This is a genomic window from Arthrobacter sp. AK01, assembly GCF_021109375.1.
GTDB lineage: Bacteria > Actinomycetota > Actinomycetes > Actinomycetales > Micrococcaceae > Arthrobacter.
In genome coordinates this window covers 108,345-127,381 of sequence record NZ_JAJOHP010000003.1, presented here as the reverse complement: position 1 = coordinate 127,381, position 19,037 = coordinate 108,345, and the positions used below count along the sequence as shown (strand labels likewise).

Genomic DNA, 19,037 nt, shown 5'->3' with positions numbered 1-19,037 from the left:
GGTTACTCATACCTCCGTTGGGTAAGGATCCGTTGGGTAATTCTCAGAAATGGGTGGGCTCTTCAACCAATGCCGTGGCAATGCTGTCTGCATCGTCCAGTGCCGCCAGGTACCGCTCGGCGTCCAAGGCCGCCGAGCACCCCGTACCTGCGGCTGTAATGGCCTGGCGGTAGCGATGGTCAACGGCGTCGCCACACGCGAAGACACCGGAAATATTGGTGCAGGTGGTGGGCGCGTCCACTTTGATGTAGCCCTCATCATCGAGGTCAACTTGTCCTTCAACCAGCTCAGTACGCGGCAAATGACCGATGGCGACGAAGATTCCGGTGGCCGCCTGCTCCCGCGTTTCACCCGTCCGCGTGTCCTTGAGCGTCACTCCGGTGACCTTGGTGTCACCATGGATGGCCGTAATAGCCGAGTTCCATGCGAACGTGATCTTGGGATTGTCCTTGGCCCGCTGGGCCATGATCCGGGAGGCCCGCAACTCCCCCTTACGCACGACCACCGTTACGGACTTTCCGAAGCGCGTCAGGAAGGTCGCTTCCTCCATGGCGGAGTCCCCACCGCCCACCACGATGATGTCCTGCTCACGGAAGAAGAAGCCGTCGCACGTGGCACACCAGGACACACCGTGCCCGCTGAGCTTCTTCTCTTCCGGCAGCCCGAGTTCCTTATAGGCGGATCCCGTGGCGAGGATAACCGCAGGAGCCTCGTGAGTCTCGCCTGCTCCGGTGACCACGCGCTTGAGGTGACCCTTCAGATCAACCTCAGTGACGTCGTCGAACACTATGCGGGCACCGAATTTCTCAGCCTGTTCCTGGAGTCCGTCCATCAGCTCAGGCCCCTGGATACCAGCGGGGAACCCAGGAAAGTTCTCCACTTCCGTGGTGTTCATGAGGGCTCCACCGGCGGTAACCGAACCGGCCAGTACCAAAGGATTGAGCCCGGCGCGGGCGGCGTAGATGGCCGCCGTGTAGCCGGCAGGGCCGGACCCGATGATGATCAGTTGTTCGTTGCTCATGGGACTCGCTCCTGGTGGTTGGATTATTTGCCGGCGGGGGTCAACGAGGCGATCAGGTTCTCGATGCGGGTCTTGATTTCGTCGCGAATGGGCCGGACAGCGTCGACTCCCTGTCCGGCGGGATCTTCAAGGACCCAGTCCTCGTAGCGTTTTCCGGGGAAGTAGGGGCATTCGTCGCCGCAACCCATGGTGATTACTACGTCCGACTCCTTGACGGCCTCTGTCGTGAGGACCTTGGGGATCTCGGCCGACATATCGATGCCGAGTTCAGACATGGCTTCAACGGCAGCCGGATTGACCTTGTCGGCCGGCTGGGAGCCGGCAGACCGAACCTCGATGGCACCCTGGGAGAGAGTGGTGAGGAACGCAGCGGCCATCTGCGAGCGCCCCGCGTTGTGGACGCAGACGAAAAGGACGGAAGGCTTCTTTACGGCATCGGTGGTCATGAATTTCCTCAAAGATCAGGCGGCGATATGGGTGGGGGTGAAATAGCGCTTGCGCGCCCAGAGGGCTACATACACAAGTGCAACAAGGACGGGAACTTCAATCAAGGGTCCGACGACACCGGCGAGGGCCTGACCTGAGGTAACACCGAAGGTTCCGATCGCCACAGCGATGGCGAGCTCGAAGTTGTTGCCCGCAGCGGTAAATGCCAAGGTCGTCGTCTTGGCGTAGCCGAGATTCAGAAAACGGCCAATCACCATTCCGGCGCTGAAGACCACAACGAAGTAGACCAACAACGGCAAAGCGATGCGGAGGACGTCCATCGGCTTGGAAATGATGGTCCCGCCTTGGAGCGCAAACAGGAGCGTGATGGTGAAAAGGAGTCCGTAGAGCGCCCAGGGACCAATCCTTGGCAGGAACTTCTGCTCGTACCAGCCGCGACCCTTGACCTTCTCACCGACAACGCGGGTGAGAAGGCCGGCGAGCAGCGGGATACCCAGGAAGATCAGCACGGAGAGCGTTATGGCCCAGAAGGAAAAGTCGGCGGACGTGGTGGGAAGTCCCAGGAGGGATGGCAGCCACTGGAGGTAGAACCAGCCCAAAGCGCCGAACGCGATCACTTGGAAGACAGAGTTGATGAAAACCAGAACGGCGGCAGATTCGCGGTCTCCACAGGCGAGGTCGTTCCAGATCATCACCATGGCGATGCATCGGGCCAAGCCGACGATGATCAGCCCGGTTCGGTACTCCGGCAGGTCGGGGATGAAGACCCAAGCCAGCGCGAACATGAAAGCTGGAGCAAGTACCCAATTGATCACCAAGGACGTGACCAGCAGCTTTCGATCAGCCAGCACGCGGGGTGCCTGGTCGTAGCGCACCTTGGCAAGGACCGGGTACATCATCACCAGAAGGCCTATGGCGATAGGCAAGGAGACTTCGCCGATCTTCACGGCTTCCAGTGCGGTGTTCAGGCCGGGAACCAGGCCGCCCAGCAGCAGACCCAAAGCCATGGCGGCGATGATCCAGACGGGCAGGAATCGATCCACAGCGGAGAGCTTTCGCACGACGACGGACACTGGGGTGTCCTCTCGGGCTGCGGTTTGCGTCGGGGTGCTCACAAGACTCCTGGCTCTGACGCCCAGCCAACAGGCCGGGCTCATGGATTGATAAACTTCGATATGAGTATGTCCGGCTATATCGATGATTGTCAATGTATGTGCATAATGGATGCATGAACTCCGGGGAAACACTTGAGCTGACACCAGTGGATGCAGAAGCTTGCTGCGAGCCGTCGGGACAACCATCCATCGACGACTACGAGGCACAACTGAGGGCATCCGTGTTCAAGGCCCTCGCGGACCCCAACAGGTTGCGCCTCTTGTCCATCGTCAAGAGTTCAGAGGGCGGCGAAGCATGCGTCTGCGACCTCACCGAACCCTTGAGTCTCGGGCAGCCAACGGTGTCCCACCATCTGAAGATCCTGGTGGACGCCGGCCTCCTCCACCGCGAAAAACGTGGCACGTGGGCGTACTACTCCTTGGTCCCCGGCGCCATTGAGCGGACCACCGGCCTGCTGGAGAGCCTGTGACCAGTCACGCGCCAACCGGCCCACGCCCCAAGGACGCCAACGAAGTCCGCATTCGCCCCATGACAAGGACGGACTGGCCCCGTGTCAGGGAGATCTTCACCGCAGGTATCGAATCCGGGCACGCCACTTTTGAAGCCGCCACGCCAGAGTGGGAACAATTCGACGCAACGCGACTCAAGGATCACCGGCTCGTCGCTGAAAAGGCGGGCCAGGTTCTGGGCTGGACCGCCGTTTCCCCGGTGTCTTCGCGAGCCGCATACTCCGGTGTCGTGGAGCATTCCATCTACGTCGCAGGAGATGCCCAAGGGCTCGGCCTTGGCAAGAGCCTCCTCCGCGCCCTCATCGAGTCCACCGAGAATGCCGGTATTTGGACGATCCAGGCCAGCGTCTTCCCCGAGAATGTAGCCAGCCTCAGGCTCCACGACCATGAGGGGTTCAATGTTGTCGGCCGGCGAACCCGAATCGCCCGCATGCCGCATGGACCCCTCGCCGGGCAGTGGCGGGACACCGTCCTGATTGAGCGCAGATCTTCCGTGCTGTAGGCCCCGGAGCCTCGACCACGATGATGCACCGGAGTAGCGTCTCCGCATAAGGCCACCACTCTTGGGAGAATCCATGGGCATCACCGAGCCGGCCCTCACGGCCATGAATGGGCTCTGGAGCAATTCGGCCAGATCCATGTCCTCCAGGTCCAAATCATGATGGCCCCGCCAGCGCCAGTGAATTGGACGGCGCCCGGCAAGGGCGTATGGGCCCGCAACTTCCGACTCGGTGAGTGGCTCCCGGACCCGACGACACCACTGTTCGCGGGCTGGCTCATTCCCCGGATCGAGGCCGGATTCCTCGACGGCATGGAAGAGGATGTTCGCGTCCGTGTGCCGTTTCGATACGGCTTCGTGAACGGCTGGTATTTCAACTCCCCGCCCATTCCCAAACCGTGGACTGTGGCGCCGCTGATAGTCCGCAGCCGGGGTCGTTTGCCGTGGTTCCTGATCAACGTCCTTCTCCGAACCTCAAGCAACCCGGCCGATGCGCATCGGGCAGTCCTCCACAGGCTGGAACTGAAATGGCGTGAGCAGTTGCTTCCTGGGTATCGGAAGCTCGTCCGGGAAGCGGAGCGGGATGTCGAGTCAGCATCGCAGGCCAGGCTCATCGAGTTGGTCAACGCCATCAGTCGGCAGGCCGGGATACAACTGTGGTCCCTGGCCGTGGTTGGCGGGTCTGCTTGGAAGATGGAATCGGCACTGGCCAGCTTTTGGCGCAAGGAACTGGCCGGACCCCTCAGCGGGACACCAGCGAGCTTGCTCGGCCACCAAGTACTTCTCCGTGGACTGACCGGAACCCTGCCCGGACTGTCTCCGCATGCTGTGTACTCCCTCGACTGGTATCACCCCACGGCCAGCGAGATGGGACCCGCGGGTCGGGCAGCGGCAGCGGAGTCTCCCATCGACATAGCTTCAAGGCTGGACAATCAGCGCTCCCAGGTCGAGGCCGCAGCCCGCACCTCCCTGATTGACTCCCGGGGAAAGCTGACGCGGTTCGACTCCCTCCTCACGATGGCCCGCTATTACGCTGCCGTGCGGGAAGAGCAAGCCATGCACCTGAGCCTGGGGTGGCCGGTCCTGCGTCGCTGCGCCCAACGGCTGGGCGGGAACCTCGTCTCCACAGGAACCATTGCCGATCCCCAGGACATGCACTTCCTCACTTTGGACGAGATGTTGGACGGGGTCCGGCACCCGGGAAAGGACTACCGTGCCCAAGTGGAAAGCCGCCGCGACACCTGGCACCGGCAAAGGCAACTGGACGCACCACTCACCATCGGCAAAGCTGCGAAGTTTGGAGGGGAACCGGGCAGGTCCGGATATGACCCCGTCGCAAACGCCGTGGAAGCAGCCAGAACGTCTTCCGAATATCCGAAGGATGCCATCATCGGCCACCCGGCCAGCACCGGGCGCGCAAGCGGCAGGGTGCGGATCTTGGAAGGACTGGAGGACGCGAACAGCTTCCAGGCAGGCGAAATCCTGGTTGCCCGCTCCACCGCTCCGGCGTGGACACCGCTCTTCGCCAGGGCAGCCGCTGTGGTTACCGACGGAGGAACCCTGGCGGCCCACGCTTCAATCATTGCCCGCGAGTACGGAATCCCCGCCGTCGTCGGGACGCGCGACGCAACCCGGCGCCTCCACACCGGCCAACTGGTGACCGTGGATGGCGGCGCCGGTTACGTCGACACGGGAGTCCAACAGGACTAACGCCCCACCGGGGCTTCTTCCTCCTCGAGAGACCCAACCGGGGCTGCGGAAGACTCACGCCCCAGCTTGCCCGGCCACCAGATCTTGCTGCCGATGTCGTAGGCCAGCGCGGGAACCAGCAGCGAGCGCACCAGCACGGTATCCAGGAGCACACCGAACGCCACGATGAACGCGAGCTGCACCAGGAACATGATGGGGATGACGCCGAGCGCAGCGAACGTGGCGGCCAGCACGACACCGGCGGACGTGATGACACCACCAGTAACAGCGAGCCCCCGCAGGATACCGGGCCGCGTCCCGTGCTTCAGCGACTCTTCACGGACCCGGCTCATCAGGAAGATGTTGTAGTCCACGCCGAGGGCCACCAGGAACACGAATCCGAACAAGGGCACGGTGGCGTCTGCCCCGGAGAATCCGAAGATCCCGTTGAAGACCCATGCCGAGACACCCATTGCAGCCCCATAGGACAGAACCACGGACAACACCAGCAACACCGGAGCCACCACTGAACGCAGCAGGAGCATCAGGATGAAGAGGATGACCACGAGCACGATCGGGATGATGACCACCAAGTCGCGTTGCGCGGTGGTGTTGGTGTCCAGCGCGGTAGCCGTCACTCCACCCACCAAGGCTCCGGAATCAACGTCGCGGACAGCCACCCGCAGCGACTTCACCGCTTCTTCGGCCTCGATCGAATCGGCGGCGGAGTTCAAGGTCGCGTTGATGAGGACCTTGCCGTCGCGGACAGCAGGCTCTGCAGGCGCGCCGGGAGCGCCGGTGACGGGAACGTTGCCTTCAGCCAGCAGGTAGGCGTCACCTACGCCGTCGGCTGCTTTGACCTTGTCCAGGACCTGCTGCGCGGCGCTTTGGGAGGCGACCACGACGGCGGGGCTGCCGCTGCCGGCGTCGAAGTGGCGCGCCAGTGCGTCCTGGCCGTCAACGGCGTCGGACTGGGACAAAATCACGTCAGTTTGCGGGACGCCGTTGGCCTTCAATTGCAGGATTCCGGTGGATGCCACCAGGAGCAGCAGCACGGAAGCCACCCACACAACGCGCGGCCGCTTGGAAACCAGGCGGGCCGTGGCACGCCACAGACCCTTTTGCCCCTCAAGCCCGGTGACAATCTCCGGTTCGCGTTCGTCGGCGGGAAGCAGCTTGGGCCGGAAAGGCCAGAAAGCGGCACGGCCCAGCAAAGCCATCAGCGCGGGCAGCAGCGTGAGGGCGGCGAAGAGCGAGCAGAGGATGCCGGCCGCCGCGACGGGACCGAGCGCCTTGTTGGAGTTCAGATCGGAGAAGAGCAGGCACAGCAGGGCAATGATCACCGTCGCGCCCGAGGCAAGGATCGGTTCGAACGATGCCTTCCATGCCGTGATGACGGCCTGCGTGCGGTTGGTGGTGTGGGTCAGCGCCTCACGGAAACGCGCCACGAACAGCAGCGCATAGTCGGTCGCTGCGCCGATCACCAGAATGGACAGGATGCCTTGGCTTTGGCCGTTGAGCTGGATCCAATCCATCTTGGCCATGCCGAACACCAGCAAAATGGCGGCGCAGAGAGCGAACACCGAGGTGAAGAGCACTGCGATAGGCAGCACCACTGAGCGGTAAACCAGCAGAAGGATCACGAACACCGCGCCCAGGGCAACCAGCAGCAGAATGCCGTCGATACCGCCGAACGCATTGACGAGGTCGGCGGTCAGGCCGGCCGGACCCGTCACGAATGCCTGCATGCCATCGGGTGCGCCGGGCTGGACCACATCCCGCAGCTCCTGGACTTTTTCGCGCAGCTCGTCGGAGGACGCCATGGGAACAATGAACTGGACCGCTTTGCCGTCTTCCGACGGAATAGGCCCGACGACGGCGCTGCCCAGCTTCAGTGCCTCGATGTCGGCTTTCAGCTGGGCTGCTTCGCCCAGCTGCGCGGGAGTAAATGCGGTGTCGTTCTCCACGACCACCACCGCGGGTATCTCATCGGAGTCCCTGAACTTGGCCTGCCAGTCGGCAGCCTCGGTGGCTTCGGCGCCGGCAGGGAGGAACGAGGCCTGGTCGTTGGACGAAACTTCCTCCAACCGACCAAAAGTAGGGCCGCCAATGCCAGCAATGCCCAGCCAGGTGATGACCAGTACCACTGGTATCAGCCAGCGCAGCCAGAACGGTACCTTCTGCGAGTTCATGAGTCCTTCTTCTCCGGGGGATGCGTCGTGGTGTTTATTCCACCATAGATTATCTCTATCATGGAACCATTCCAAGAGTGCTGTGAAGTGAATGCCGGTTTCCCGGACTGCTGGGAGTAATATCCGGAAGGCAGTAATCAAGAGACAACGCATGCAGGAGGGCGGACATGTCGGACCCAACAGTCCCGCGCCCCGACGCGGGCCAGCCCGAACAGGGACGCCCCGATAACGCGGCTCCCCAGGAACTTGTCCGGCTCCTCCAGGACTTCACGCTGGAAGCCAACCACTATGTTGACGCGGCCGGTGGCCGGAACGACATGCACCGGACGGACCTCAATGCGCTCGCTGTGATCATGCGCCACTCCGCAGCCGGCCGGGTGGTCACGCCCGGCGTCCTGCGCACTGAACTCCGGCTCAGCTCCCCCGCCACCACGGCCTTGGTGGACCGGTTGCATGCCAGCGGACATGTGGTGCGCGAACGCCTTGGTACGGACCGGCGCCAGGTCCAGCTCCACATGACACCCAAGGCCTACAGCGACGGAAGCGCCATGTTCATGCCACTCGCCATCCGCATGGGCAAGGCCATGGCGGCATACAGCGCCGAGGAGTTGGACCTCGTCCAACGCTTCATGACGGACATGGTGGAGGCCACCCTCGCCGCCCGCGAAGAAGCCACGCGCAAGAGTGACTAGCCGCAAGGCGCCTAAATTCATCTTCCAAGTTGTAGCGTTTCCCTATGAACGCGCAGCAGCCTGAAGATGTCTACACCCACGGACACCACGAGTCGGTTGTCCGGGCCCATGCCTCACGGACGGTCGAGAATTCGGCTGCGTTTGTGATCCCCCATCTCACCGCCGGGACTTCAGTGCTCGACGTCGGCTGCGGGCCGGGCAGCATCACCTGCGATTTCGCGGGGCTGGTTGCGCCCGCGCAAGTGATCGGTTTGGACCGGTCAGCGGACATCGTCGCGCAAGCCACCGAGCTGGCCGCCGAGCGTGGCGCGGACAACGTGACCTTCCAGACCGGCAATATCTACGATCTCGACTTCGAGGACGAGTCCTTCGACCTCGTCCACGCCCACCAGGTGCTCCAGCACCTCACCGACCCCGTCGCGGCTTTACGCGAGATGCGCCGCGTAGCCAAGCCCGGCGCCATCGTTGCCGTGCGCGACGCCGATTTCCACGGCATGAGTTGGTACCCGGAAGTCCCGGAGCTGGACGACTGGATGGAGCTCTACCAAAAGATCGCCCGCCGCAACGGAGCAGAACCCGATGCCGGCCGCCGCTTGGTTTCGTGGGCCCAGCAGGCAGGTTTCACCCAGGTAGCTCCCACCAGCAGCAACTGGCTTTACGCCACAGCCCAACAGCGCGCCTGGCAGTCCAGGGTCTGGAGCGAACGGGTGCTGCACTCTGCCTTTGCCGAACAGGCGTTGGAGTACGGCTTCGCCAACGAAGCCGACCTCGCCCGGATTGCCGCGGGTTGGCACCGCTGGGGAGCCACCGATGACGGCTACTTCCTGATTCCCAACGGCGAAGTCATTGCCCGGGCGTAGTTTCCAAAAAAATTTCCCGAACCATGTAGAAAAGCCCACCGCAGTTCCGACCCATGAGTGAAAGCGCCCGCAAGGGGCGCCCCTCACAAGGAGTTTTGAGATGAAATACATGATCATGATGTTCGGGTCGGCCGAGGGCATGATGGAAACCGCAGATCCGGAGTGGATCAAGGAAATGATCGGGTTCATGATCCAGATCGACAAGGACCTGACCGAATCCGGTGAACTCGTTTTCAATGCCGGCCTGGCCGATGGCAGCACCGCGAAGCTCGTCAAGCAGACCCCGGACGGCGTCATCACCACAGACGGTCCCTACGCCGAATCCAAGGAGTCCTTGGTGGGCTACTGGGTGGTTGATGTCGCAAGTGAGGAACGCGCCGTCGAGATCTGTTCAAGCATTGTGAAGTACTCGCAGGTTGTTGAGCTTCGCGCCATCCCGGACGGGCCGCCCGAGGTCTAGCCTTTGGCCGAGTCTTCACCGGAAGCACGGATCGAGGACCTGCTGCGCACTTTGGCGCCGCAGGTCCTCGGCGTGCTGGCACGGACGCATGGGCAGTTCGATGCCTGCGAGGATGCCGTCCAGGAAGCACTCCTTGAGGCCTCCCTTCAGTGGCCAACCGCCCTGCCGGACAACCCGAGGGCCTGGCTGATGGCAGTCGCGTCCCGTCGGCTGGTGGATTTTTATCGAAGCGATAGCGCCCGACGTGCACGGGAGGAACGCGTCGCGGCCATGAATGGTGATTTCTCCTACAGCTCCGCATCAGAAGCCGACGACACCCTCACCTTGATGTTCCTCTGCTGCCACCCGGCGTTGTCAGCACCGTCGCAACTCGCCTTGACGTTGCGGGCAATTGGAGGACTCACGACGGCGGAAATCGCCTCTGCTTTCCTGGTCCCCGAAGCGACCATGGGACAGCGCATCAGCCGCGCGAAACAAGGGATCCAGAAGGCGGGAGCCACGTTCAGCATGCCGCCGGCTTCCGAGCGCAAGGCGAGGCTCGGCGTCGTACTTCACGTCCTGTACCTGATCTTCAACGAAGGCTACGCGGCAAGCTCAGGTGAGTCCCTGCAGCGTGAGGAGCTCACTACGGAGGCCATCCGGCTGGCGCGCATGCTGCTGGCTGTTGTTCCGCGTGAGTTGGAGGCGGCTGGCCTGCTGGCGCTGATGCTGCTCACTGATTCCCGCCGCTCCGCCCGGGCAACAGCCGACGGCATGCCGGTGCCGCTTGCGGAGCAGGACCGCAGTCTGTGGAACCACGGGCAGATTGACGAGGGCATCGCGCTCCTGTCTTCCGTGTTGGGACGGGGCGCGGCCGGGCCGTACCAACTCCAAGCAGCAATCGCCGCCGTTCACGCGGAGGCCGCCTCCAACGATGACACTGATTGGCCGCAGATTCTTGCCCTGTACACAGTCCTTGAAGCCGTAGCGCCAAGTCCGGTGGTCACACTGAACCGCGCGGTCGCAGTGGCCATGGTGAACGGTCCCTTAGCCGGACTTGAGTTGCTGGCTGGACTGGATTCGGTGCTCGGGCGTTCTCACCGCTTGGACGCCGTGAAGGGTCACTTGCTGGAGATGGCAGGATCCATTCCAGAGGCCCGCGCAGCGTATCTGGCCGCTGCAAAAAAGACTGCAAGCTTGCAGGAGCGGCGGTACTTGCTGGGCAAAGTGACGCGAATGGACAAGCTGTAGACCCCATATAGTCGAACCATGGAACAGCGCATACTTGGCAAGACCGGCCGATCCGTCTCAACTGTAGGTCTGGGCACCTGGCAACTCGGGGCCGACTGGGGTGACGTCACTGAAGACGACGCCTTCGCCGTGCTGGACGCCTCAGTCGAGGCCGGGGTCAATTTCTTCGACACCGCTGACGTCTACGGCGATGGCCGGAGCGAGCAGTTCATCGGACGCTTCCTGCGTGCAAATCCGGATCTGGACATCACGGTAGCCACCAAGATGGGCCGCCGCGTGGATCAACTGCACGGGAATTACACGCTGGACAATTTCCGGGCCTGGACCGATCGTTCACGCCGCAACCTGCAGCAGGAGACCTTGGACCTCGTCCAGTTGCACTGCCCACCCACGTCCGTCTACAGCAGCGCCGAAGTGTACGACGCCTTGGACACGCTGGTCAGCGAAGGCGCGATCCGCAACTATGGCGTCAGCGTCGAACGAACTGATGAAGCACTCGAAGCCATCAAACGTGGCAACACCGCATCCGTGCAGATCATCCTGAATGCCTTCCGGCTCAAGCCCCTCGATGAAGTGCTGCCGGCAGCCAAGGAAGCAGGCGTCGGCATCATCGCCCGCGTGCCGCTGGCCTCCGGTTTGCTGTCCGGGAAATACACGGCTGAAACGGAATTCCCCGCCGACGACCACCGGAACTACAACCGCGACGGGTCCTCCTTCGACGTCGGCGAGACCTTCTCCGGCGTCGATTTCGCCACCGGCGTCAAGGCCGCGCAGGAATTCAGCCAGTTAGTGCCCGACGGCGTCACCACAGCGCAGGCGGCCCTCGCCTGGGTCATCGCCCAGGACGGCGTCACTGCGGTCATTCCCGGTGCCCGTTCGGCTGGGCAAGCACGGGCCAATGCTGAAGCTGGAGAGCTGCAGGTCGTCGGAGCCGGGTTGGCTGCCGGAGTCCGGGACATCTACGACCGTCACTTCCGCGAAGCGATCCACCCGCGCTGGTAGCCGGCCGGCCGCCGTCGAGCGCCTTACCAACCGCTGCGCGTCGGCGTGTGTCCTTTTCGGGCTTCTTCGGGCATCGCCATTTCGGCACGCAAACCCAAAAGCCGGATGGGGCGTTCCGGCTCCATTTTGGCCGTGAGGTCCAAGGCCTGTGCAAGGACTTCCTCCCGGTTGAAAGTCTCAGGAATCTTCCTCGCGTAGGTCTTGGTGAAGAACGGTGCGTATCGCACTTTGAGGGTCAGCCCGATCACCGGACGTCCTTCCGCCGCTACGTCTTCCAGGACGCGCGCAGTCAACTCCTTGAGAGCGTCACTGATCTGGGAGGGCTCGGTCAGGTCCTGCTGAAAGGTGGTTTCGCGGCCGTGTGCGCGGGCGACCCACGGAGTGTCATCCACTTCGCTGGAACCTTCCCCGCGTCCCAATTGCGCGTACCAAGGTCCCATCTTGGGGCCGAACTCCGGGACCAGCTCCTGTGGATCGACCGCTGCGAGCTCCGCCACCGTGGTGATGTCATGCTTCGCCAACCGCTGGGACACTTTGGGACCGACGCCCCACAACTCCTTGGTGGGCCGGGTACCCATAACCTCCAACCAGTTCTCTTTGGTCAGCCGAAAGATGCCAGCGGGTTTGCCGAAATCCGTCGCGTTCTTAGCGCGGACCAAGGTGTCACCGATGCCCACGCTGCAGTGGAGTTGGGTTTGCTCAAGGACTGCAGCTTGTATTTGCCGGGCGTAGGCGTCCGGGTCCTCGGTTTCGACACCCACAAACGCCTCATCCCACCCCAGCACCTGGACGGTAGCCGCCGGCTGGGCACGGAGGGTGGCCATCACTTCGTCGGAGGCCGCCAGGTACGCCTCCTGATCGACGGGCAGGATGATGGCGTCCGGCACTTTGCGGGCCGCTATTCGCAGGGGCATTCCGGAGCCGACGCCGAACGCCCGGGCTTCGTAAGAGGCGGTGGAAACCACAGCCCGTTCCGTAGGATCTCCCCGGCCACCCACAATGACGGGCTTGCCCGCGAGCTCGGGCCGCCGGAGTATCTCGACGGCGGCAATGAACTGGTCCAGATCGACGTGCAGCACCCACGGGATTCCGCTCACGGCACCAGTTTGCCCCATTGGCGGGGGCATTGGCTGTACCTTCACCACCTACTTTGAACTGGGCGGCCGCCGAAATCAACCCATTCCGGGTGCATTCGGGTAGGTCCGCCGCCAAAGAGGGTGGTGGAGGAACGCGTCCTGAGCACCCGCCTCACCGACATAAGCTGAGGTGTGCAGTTTTCACTTTGGCTGGCCCTGGTTGGTGCCGGCACCCTGATCAGTTTCACTCCCGGCGCCGGTGCCATCTTCACCATGAGCAACTCGCTCAATTCCGGCTTCCGACGCTCCCTCTGGGGCATCCTCGGACAGCAGGTGGCGCTGGTCATCCATATCGTGATCGTCGCTTTGGGCGTGGGCGTACTGGTGTCCAACTCGCCGGTGATCTTCAACGTCATCCGATACGCTGGCGCGGCCTATTTGGTCTACCTGGGCATCCGGCAGTTCCTGCACAAACCGGACCTGGACAAAGAAGAGGTTGCGGACAAAAAGAACGAGTCCGCCGTCTCCATGTTCCAACGCGGCATCTGGGTGAACCTGCTGAACCCGAAGGCCATCGTCTTCTTCCTGGCGTTCATGCCGCAGTTCATCCGGCCGGACCAGCCGTTGCTCCAGCAATACGCCGTGCTGACCGCCACAGTCCTGTTCATCGACATCATGGTCATGTGGTTCTTCTTCGCCCTTGCGGCCCGGTCCTTCCAACGGTTCACCCACGACCAACGGGGCCAAACCATTCTCAACCGCGTCTTCGGATGCCTGTTCGTGCTTGTAGGTATCCTGCTCGCCGTCATTCACTAGCCACGGCGGCCTCGGACGCGGTGCTACCGTCGAGGCATGGAAGCTGACTGGATCGAGCACCGGCGTTCGGACGATGGCGAGCACGTGGGCTGGATGAAGCCCGCAGGTGACGGATTCATCGCAATCGACATGCTGGGACGCCCACGCACGGACGTGGTGGATTGGTTCACCGCCGAGGAAACGCTCGATGACCTCGGCCTGCGATACCTCGCCGACCCCCACGAATTAATACTCGACGACGGTGCTTGGCTTCGCGTCCGGATCGCCGAAGTCACACCTGACACGGTCCGGGTGAAGAAGGAAGACTGGGGTGATATGACGGCGCCCCAGATCTATTTCACGGTGCCCAACCCCGTCCCGGAAGACCAGCTTCGCCCGCTTGCCCCTAAGCAGGCGACGTAGATCCCCGCACCACCAGCGAGCTCTCCAGCGTCACATGCGGTTCGTCCAGCGCCAGTCCTTCCATCAGTCCGCGCAATTGCTCCCCCGCCTTGCGTCCCAGCGGGGTTGCGGGCAGGTGCACGGTGGTGAGGCTGGGGTTGCTCGTGGCCGAATAGGGCAGGTCATCGAAGCCCGCCACGGCAAGCTCTTCAGGGATCCGGACACCCTCAACGCGGGCCTCCTGCAACACGCCGTAAGCGTGCGTGTCAGTGCCGCAGACGACGGCGGTCACCCCCTCACGCTGCCAGCCCGGCCAGGCGTCGGCGAACGCGGAAGCGGCAGCACCGACGTCGATCGGGGTGCTGATGACGTGCCCATCGGCCACCAAAAGACCGCATGCTGCCGCCTCCTCCAGGAATGCTTCCCTGCGCAATTGGAAGGTCGCGGTTCCGGTAACGCCGTCCACGTAGGCAGCCCGCGTATGACCGGACGACGCCAAATGACGGGCCAGCTCACGGGCTCCTTGGGCAACATCAAGGTTCACGGACGGCGCGTAGGACTCAAGCCCTGGCGCATCCAGCAGCACCAGCGGTCCGGCCGCGGACAAATCTTCCAGGAACTCTGCACTGGGGGCACCCACCAGCAGACCAGCGGGCCGGAGGGCAAGCAGTTTGCGGACGTCGTCAGCCTGCGGTGACTCACCGGCGTCGGTGACGGAGAGCAGCAGCTGGTACTGGGAGCCCAGCGACTCCCGCACGCCTGCAATGACGTTGGCAAAGAACGGGTTGGACACATCCGGCGTCACCAGAATGACGATGGAACTGACTCCGCGAGCCAACGAACTCCCGATGCTGTCCACGACGTACCCCAGCTCGGAGATGGCGGAACGGACGCGGGAGATGTTGTCGTCGGACACCCGACCCTGCGTCTTGTCGTTGGCCACCAAGGAAACCGTGGCCGTGGAAACGCCGGCGCGCGCCGCCACCATCGCAGCAGTGACGCGGGGCGCACGGGTGTTCCGCCGATCCAGGGATTCCATGCATCGATCGTAGCGTTGTTACACCGCCCTGAGCTGCGACAAAGCATCAAGCGCTTGACGCGATCCACGTTAAGCGTTTGACGTAACCGAAAACCGATGCCAGAATTCCCTTGAATGCTTAGCGCCCTGCCCCGGGCAAGTACCAGGCAGGCCCCAATGACGTGGAGAGAAACGTGGACCCCAAACCCATGACAGCACGCAAGAAGATCATTCTTGACTGCGACCCTGGCCATGACGACGCAGTAGCCCTGCTGCTGGCACACGGCAACCCGGACATCGAACTGCTGGCCGTGACCACCGTGGTGGGAAACCAGACCCTCGAGAAGGTCACCCGCAACGCCCTCTCGGTCGCCACGATCGCCGGCATCACCGGCGTCCCGTTTGCAGCCGGTTGCGACCGCCCCTTGGTCCGCACCATCGAAACGGCCCCCAGCATTCATGGCGATTCCGGCATGGACGGCCCGGAGCAGCCCGAGTCCGCCATCGAGCTGGACCCGCGCCACGCCGTCGACCTCATCATTGAAACCGTCATGGCACACGAGCCGGGCACCGTCACCCTGGTGCCCACCGCCGGCCTCACCAATATCGCCATGGCCGCCCGCAAGGAGCCCCGCATAGTGGAGCGGGTCAAGGAAGTTGTGCTCATGGGCGGCGGCTACCACGTGGGTAACTGGAGCGCCGTGGCGGAGTTCAACATCATCATCGATCCCGAAGCCGCGCACATCGTCTTCAACGAGAAGTGGCCCGTGGTGATGGTCGGCCTGGACCTCACGCACCAGGCGCTGGCCACGGACGAGGTGGTGAACCGCATAGCAAAAATCGGCACCAAGCCTGCCAGGTTCGTCATGGAACTCATGGACTTCTTCCAGAAGACCTACAAGGACGCGCAGGGCTTCGACTTCCCGCCGGTCCACGATCCGTGCGCCGTCGCCTACGTCATCGACCCCACCGTGATGACCACCCGCAAGGTCCCCGTGGACATCGAACTCCAGGGCAAACTCACCCTCGGCATGACCGTTGCCGACTTCCGTGCCCCTGCCCCCGAGGACTGCCACACGTCCGTCGCCGTGGACCTGGACCACCAGAAGTTCTGGGACCTGGTCACCGACGCGATCGAACGGATCGGCGAACCAACGCTCGACGGCGGCGCTGTCGCCACCGCTGAAGTCAACGCCACCGCAGAGGCCATCCTGGCGGGAGAAGCCAAGTAATGTCGGCCCTCGCAGAAACCAAGTCGTCCCGAGGCAACGTCACTGCCCTCATGGTCGCCCTGTTGGCCGCCTGTGTGGCCTTCCAGCTCAATGCCTCCATGCTCAGCCCCGCGCTGGTCACCATGGGCAACGAGCTCAACACGGACCAAGCAACCATCGGCCTGTCCCAGACCTGGTTCTTCACAGCCGCGGCCCTCTTCTCGCTCTTCCTCCCCCGGCTCAGCGACATCGTGGGCCGCAAGAAGATCCTTGTGGGCATGATGCTCCTGATGGCTGTCGGCTCGGTCATCGCCGCACTGGCTCCGGACGTCACGTGGCTCTTCGTAGGCCGCATCATCCAGGGCGTCAGCGGCCCAACGGTTCCGCTCTGCCTGATCATGCTTCGCTCCGCCGTCAGCAACCCCCGCAAGTACGGCACTCTCATGGGCCTCATCACGGCGGTCAACGGTGGCGTGGCCGGCGTCGACTCGTTCGTTGGCGGCTACTTCGCTGAGAACTTCGGCTTCCGCAGCATCTTCTGGCTCATGGTGGCACTGGCCCTGGTTGCCACCGTGTTGATCGCCGTCCTGGCCGGGGAGAGCAAGCCTGCCGCCGGCACCACCATGGACTGGCTGGGCGTATTCTTCATCGTGATCGCCGTGGGCGCACTCCTGACGGCACTGAACGAGGGCGCCAAGCTGGCCACGGCTTTCGACGCCGGCACCCTGACGCTCGCGATCGTGCTCACGGTGATTGCCGTCGTCGCGTTCTTTGCCTTCTGGACTGTTGAGAAGCGTGCCAAGCAGCCCATGGTGGAAACAGTGCACCTGCGCCAACGCTCCACCTGGGCACCGCTGCTGACCACCACCCTGACCATGACGGGCATCTTCGCTGTCATCAACGGCATCGTCCCGGCCTATGTGCAGGCAGCGGATCCGGGCTTCGGCGTTGGTCCCACGGAGATGTCGCTCATCATCCTGACTCCTTACGCACTGCTCGGTTGGCTGTTCGGCCCGATCAGTGGCCGCCTTGCACCGGTTCTTGGCTACACAAAAGTCCTGCGCATCGGCTTGGTCGGCAGCCTTGTTGCACTGGCCATCATCGCGTTCTTCGGGCTCAACAGCCTGCCCATGATGATCGTGGGCACGGCATTGCTGGGCATCATGTACGCCGGTACCGTCAACATCATGCTGAACGGACTGGGCGTTGTCCTCTCGCCGCAGGGCAACCCGGGCTTCCTCCCCGGGATGAACGCGGGCGCCTTCAACCTTGGCGCCGGGTTGAGCTTCCTGGTTCTTCCTGCCGTCCTCGTCGCGACAGCATCATTGAATGACGCCAAGGCCTCCTACCTGACCGTTGTAGTAGTGGGTCTCGCCATCACGTTGGCTGCCTTCGCAGCATCGCTCCTGATTCCGAAGCCTGTCGACGCAGAAGTGACCGACGCTGAAAAGGTGACCGCATGACCAGCACACCCAAGGCGGGAATCGTCGTCGTCGGCTCCCTCAACGCCGACCTCACCATCTACTGCGACCGACTCCCCCAGCCCGGGGAGACGGTTCACGGCAATGGATTTGCCGTGAACCCCGGCGGAAAGAGCGCCAACCAGGCCGTTGCCGCGAGCAAGCTCGGCGGCCAGGTCAGCCTGATCGGCGCCGTGGGAGATGACCCCAACGGCACCATGCTCTTGGACTCGACCGCCAGCGCCGGCGTGGACGTATCCCGCGTCCGACGCTCCGATAAGGCCACAGGTGTCGCGGTGATTTCCGTGGATGCGAGTGGCGAGAACAGCATCATCATTTCAGCCGGCGCCAATGGCACGCTCAGGCCCGCGGACGTTACGCCCGACGCCTTCCGGGATGCGGCCGTGGTGTGCCTCTGCCTGGAGGTGGGGATCGATACCGTGATTGCCGCCGCCCAAGCAGGGCACGACGCCGGAGCGACGGTTCTTCTGAACCTCTCGCCGTACGCTGAGGTGCCGGAGCTTTTGGCCGGGTTGAGCGACGTACTGCTGGTGAACGTGCACGAAGCTTCGCTGTTCCTTGGCACCGAAGCTGACATTCCCGACGTCGAGGCAGAAGCCGAAGCCTGGGAGCCGGTCCGGAGCCAGTTCGCCGACCGTGGATTGCAGCGTGTGCTGGTCACCCTCGGCGCGCGGGGATCTGTGGTTTTGGATTCGCTTGCCCGCGGCGCGGAGGATCACATCACCCGCATCGCCCCGACGCGCGTCAACGCCGTGGACACCACGGGCGCCGGCGACGCGTTCACGGGGGCAGTTGCAGCACGTCTTGCTGCCGGGGAATCCCTGGCCGATGCCGCAGCGTTTGCCTCGGTAGCCGCAGCATTGGCGGCCACGAAGAAGGGGACGCAAGCCGCGTACCCAAGCACTGCCGACGTCGAGCAGCTGCGGGACGCTTAGTCCCAGCCTCCCACCCAACTGGGTCGCAGTTACGGGCGTTCTGAGCTCTCGGAACGCCCGCAACTGCGACCTACTTGGGTTAAGCGGACTTCCGGGCGGCGCGTCGGGCGGCGCGCTCCACGGCCTTGCGGGATAGAGCGCCGTGGCCGGCCATGAGCCGCGGGACCACGACGTAGACCGCAGCCGGAACCACCACCGCGGTCAGCAGGAGTGCCCGCAGGACGGGGTGCCACGGCTCCATGATCGGGCCGAGCAGCAGCATGCCCAGGGACACAAGCGGGAAGATCGCCAACCAGGTGATGAGCGCCCGGGTGTGCACGGATGGCATGTGCGGGCGGGCTGCGGACGTCGTTGCTTCGGGGGCGGCTTGGGCAGTCATGGCATTCTCCAACCAGATAGTTG

General features: G+C 63.4%; 20 protein-coding genes. 13 read left to right on the top strand and 7 right to left on the bottom strand.

Annotated elements, in window-relative coordinates; genetic code table 11:
- Positions 1 to 43 precede the first annotated feature (43 nt).
- The 3 genes from trxB to arsB are packed head-to-tail and all read right to left on the bottom strand — an operon-like array spanning position 44 to position 2,583.
- On the bottom strand, positions 44 to 1,021 hold the full coding sequence (gene trxB / locus LN996_RS02120) for a thioredoxin-disulfide reductase (protein ID WP_231338541.1): 978 nt from the start codon (positions 1,019 to 1,021) through the stop codon (positions 44 to 46).
- A gap of 23 nt (positions 1,022 to 1,044) precedes the next feature.
- On the bottom strand, positions 1,045 to 1,467 hold the full coding sequence (locus LN996_RS02115; RefSeq protein WP_231338540.1) for an arsenate reductase ArsC: 423 nt from the start codon (positions 1,465 to 1,467) through the stop codon (positions 1,045 to 1,047).
- Between the two features lie 15 nt (positions 1,468 to 1,482).
- Positions 1,483 to 2,583, bottom strand: coding sequence for an ACR3 family arsenite efflux transporter (arsB, locus tag LN996_RS02110; RefSeq protein ID WP_308102685.1), 1,101 nt, complete (start codon positions 2,581 to 2,583; stop codon positions 1,483 to 1,485).
- A 113-nt stretch (positions 2,584 to 2,696) separates the two neighbouring features.
- Between arsB and LN996_RS02105 the strand changes: the two genes are divergently transcribed.
- The 3 genes from LN996_RS02105 to LN996_RS02095 all read left to right on the top strand — a co-directional run bounded on the left by LN996_RS02105 (position 2,697) and on the right by LN996_RS02095 (position 5,302).
- Complete coding sequence (locus LN996_RS02105; RefSeq protein WP_231338539.1) at positions 2,697 to 3,053, top strand: metalloregulator ArsR/SmtB family transcription factor; 357 nt, start codon at positions 2,697 to 2,699, stop codon at positions 3,051 to 3,053.
- A 59-nt stretch (positions 3,054 to 3,112) separates the two neighbouring features.
- Positions 3,113 to 3,595, top strand: coding sequence for a GNAT family N-acetyltransferase (locus LN996_RS02100; RefSeq protein WP_231338573.1), 483 nt, complete (start codon positions 3,113 to 3,115; stop codon positions 3,593 to 3,595).
- Between the two features lie 156 nt (positions 3,596 to 3,751).
- A complete protein-coding gene (locus tag LN996_RS02095; protein WP_231338538.1) occupies positions 3,752 to 5,302 on the top strand; it encodes a PEP-utilizing enzyme in 1,551 nt (516 codons plus the stop codon).
- Here LN996_RS02095 and LN996_RS02090 read toward each other — a convergent pair.
- Complete coding sequence (locus tag LN996_RS02090) at positions 5,299 to 7,473, bottom strand: MMPL family transporter (protein ID WP_231338537.1); 2,175 nt, start codon at positions 7,471 to 7,473, stop codon at positions 5,299 to 5,301. The two genes, LN996_RS02095 and LN996_RS02090, sit on opposite strands and share 4 nt — an antisense overlap.
- A 167-nt stretch (positions 7,474 to 7,640) precedes the next feature.
- Here LN996_RS02090 and LN996_RS02085 point away from each other — a divergent pair, with 167 nt between their 5' ends.
- The 5 genes from LN996_RS02085 to LN996_RS02065 all read left to right on the top strand — a co-directional run bounded on the left by LN996_RS02085 (position 7,641) and on the right by LN996_RS02065 (position 11,717).
- Positions 7,641 to 8,165, top strand: a complete 525-nt coding sequence (locus LN996_RS02085; protein ID WP_231338536.1) for a MarR family winged helix-turn-helix transcriptional regulator — start codon at positions 7,641 to 7,643, stop codon at positions 8,163 to 8,165.
- A gap of 44 nt (positions 8,166 to 8,209) precedes the next feature.
- Complete coding sequence (locus LN996_RS02080; protein WP_231338535.1) at positions 8,210 to 9,025, top strand: methyltransferase domain-containing protein; 816 nt, start codon at positions 8,210 to 8,212, stop codon at positions 9,023 to 9,025.
- Positions 9,026 to 9,125: 100 nt separating this feature from the next.
- The gene (locus LN996_RS02075; RefSeq protein ID WP_105692194.1) at positions 9,126 to 9,485 is read left to right on the top strand and encodes a YciI family protein; all 360 of its coding nucleotides are present in this window, start codon (positions 9,126 to 9,128) and stop codon (positions 9,483 to 9,485) included.
- 3 nt (positions 9,486 to 9,488) lie between these two features.
- Positions 9,489 to 10,715, top strand: a complete 1,227-nt coding sequence (locus LN996_RS02070) for an RNA polymerase sigma factor (RefSeq protein WP_231338534.1) — start codon at positions 9,489 to 9,491, stop codon at positions 10,713 to 10,715.
- 18 nt (positions 10,716 to 10,733) lie between these two features.
- Positions 10,734 to 11,717: an aldo/keto reductase gene (locus tag LN996_RS02065; protein ID WP_231338533.1), complete on the top strand. Its 984-nt coding sequence runs from the start codon at positions 10,734 to 10,736 to the stop codon at positions 11,715 to 11,717.
- 23 nt (positions 11,718 to 11,740) lie between these two features.
- Here LN996_RS02065 and LN996_RS02060 read toward each other — a convergent pair whose 3' ends face one another.
- Positions 11,741 to 12,832 (bottom strand): DNA polymerase IV, encoded by a 1,092-nt coding sequence (locus LN996_RS02060; protein ID WP_231338572.1) that lies wholly within the window; start codon positions 12,830 to 12,832, stop codon positions 11,741 to 11,743.
- Positions 12,833 to 12,985: 153 nt separating this feature from the next.
- Between LN996_RS02060 and LN996_RS02055 the strand changes: the two genes are divergently transcribed.
- Positions 12,986 to 13,609, top strand: a complete 624-nt coding sequence (locus LN996_RS02055; protein WP_231338532.1) for a LysE family transporter — start codon at positions 12,986 to 12,988, stop codon at positions 13,607 to 13,609.
- A 36-nt stretch (positions 13,610 to 13,645) separates the two neighbouring features.
- Entirely contained in the window at positions 13,646 to 14,011 is a 366-nt protein-coding gene (locus tag LN996_RS02050) for a hypothetical protein (RefSeq protein ID WP_231338531.1), read from the top strand.
- Here LN996_RS02050 and LN996_RS02045 read toward each other — a convergent pair.
- On the bottom strand, positions 13,995 to 15,029 hold the full coding sequence (locus LN996_RS02045) for a LacI family DNA-binding transcriptional regulator (protein WP_231338530.1): 1,035 nt from the start codon (positions 15,027 to 15,029) through the stop codon (positions 13,995 to 13,997). The two genes, LN996_RS02050 and LN996_RS02045, sit on opposite strands and share 17 nt — an antisense overlap.
- A 188-nt stretch (positions 15,030 to 15,217) precedes the next feature.
- Here LN996_RS02045 and LN996_RS02040 point away from each other — a divergent pair, with 188 nt between their 5' ends.
- Genes LN996_RS02040 through LN996_RS02030 form a run of 3 tightly spaced genes read left to right on the top strand, consistent with a single transcriptional unit; the run spans position 15,218 to position 18,635 of the window.
- Positions 15,218 to 16,240: a nucleoside hydrolase gene (locus LN996_RS02040; RefSeq protein ID WP_231338571.1), complete on the top strand. Its 1,023-nt coding sequence runs from the start codon at positions 15,218 to 15,220 to the stop codon at positions 16,238 to 16,240.
- Positions 16,240 to 17,682, top strand: a complete 1,443-nt coding sequence (locus LN996_RS02035; protein WP_231338529.1) for an MFS transporter — start codon at positions 16,240 to 16,242, stop codon at positions 17,680 to 17,682. Before LN996_RS02040 ends, LN996_RS02035 begins: the two co-directional genes overlap by 1 nt.
- Positions 17,679 to 18,635: a ribokinase gene (locus tag LN996_RS02030; protein ID WP_231338528.1), complete on the top strand. Its 957-nt coding sequence runs from the start codon at positions 17,679 to 17,681 to the stop codon at positions 18,633 to 18,635. Before LN996_RS02035 ends, LN996_RS02030 begins: the two co-directional genes overlap by 4 nt.
- Positions 18,636 to 18,714: 79 nt before the next feature.
- Here LN996_RS02030 and LN996_RS02025 read toward each other — a convergent pair whose 3' ends face one another.
- Entirely contained in the window at positions 18,715 to 19,014 is a 300-nt protein-coding gene (locus LN996_RS02025) for a hypothetical protein (RefSeq protein WP_231338527.1), read from the bottom strand.
- Between the last annotated feature and the right edge of the window lie 23 nt (positions 19,015 to 19,037).

Coding starts and splice junctions, on each gene's coding strand:
- LN996_RS02040 (WP_231338571.1), top strand. CDS start 15,218: ATGACAGCACGCAAGAAGATCATTCTTGACTGCGACCCTGGCCATGAC.
- trxB (WP_231338541.1), bottom strand. CDS start 1,021: ATGAGCAACGAACAACTGATCATCATCGGGTCCGGCCCTGCCGGCTAC.
- LN996_RS02060 (WP_231338572.1), bottom strand. CDS start 12,832: ATGGGGCAAACTGGTGCCGTGAGCGGAATCCCGTGGGTGCTGCACGTC.
- LN996_RS02075 (WP_105692194.1), top strand. CDS start 9,126: ATGAAATACATGATCATGATGTTCGGGTCGGCCGAGGGCATGATGGAA.
- LN996_RS02080 (WP_231338535.1), top strand. CDS start 8,210: ATGAACGCGCAGCAGCCTGAAGATGTCTACACCCACGGACACCACGAG.
- LN996_RS02115 (WP_231338540.1), bottom strand. CDS start 1,467: ATGACCACCGATGCCGTAAAGAAGCCTTCCGTCCTTTTCGTCTGCGTC.
- LN996_RS02030 (WP_231338528.1), top strand. CDS start 17,679: ATGACCAGCACACCCAAGGCGGGAATCGTCGTCGTCGGCTCCCTCAAC.
- LN996_RS02045 (WP_231338530.1), bottom strand. CDS start 15,029: ATGGAATCCCTGGATCGGCGGAACACCCGTGCGCCCCGCGTCACTGCT.
- LN996_RS02035 (WP_231338529.1), top strand. CDS start 16,240: ATGTCGGCCCTCGCAGAAACCAAGTCGTCCCGAGGCAACGTCACTGCC.
- LN996_RS02050 (WP_231338531.1), top strand. CDS start 13,646: ATGGAAGCTGACTGGATCGAGCACCGGCGTTCGGACGATGGCGAGCAC.
- LN996_RS02025 (WP_231338527.1), bottom strand. CDS start 19,014: ATGACTGCCCAAGCCGCCCCCGAAGCAACGACGTCCGCAGCCCGCCCG.
- LN996_RS02095 (WP_231338538.1), top strand. CDS start 3,752: ATGATGGCCCCGCCAGCGCCAGTGAATTGGACGGCGCCCGGCAAGGGC.
- LN996_RS02100 (WP_231338573.1), top strand. CDS start 3,113: ATGACAAGGACGGACTGGCCCCGTGTCAGGGAGATCTTCACCGCAGGT.
- LN996_RS02085 (WP_231338536.1), top strand. CDS start 7,641: ATGTCGGACCCAACAGTCCCGCGCCCCGACGCGGGCCAGCCCGAACAG.
- LN996_RS02065 (WP_231338533.1), top strand. CDS start 10,734: ATGGAACAGCGCATACTTGGCAAGACCGGCCGATCCGTCTCAACTGTA.
- LN996_RS02105 (WP_231338539.1), top strand. CDS start 2,697: ATGAACTCCGGGGAAACACTTGAGCTGACACCAGTGGATGCAGAAGCT.
- LN996_RS02090 (WP_231338537.1), bottom strand. CDS start 7,473: ATGAACTCGCAGAAGGTACCGTTCTGGCTGCGCTGGCTGATACCAGTG.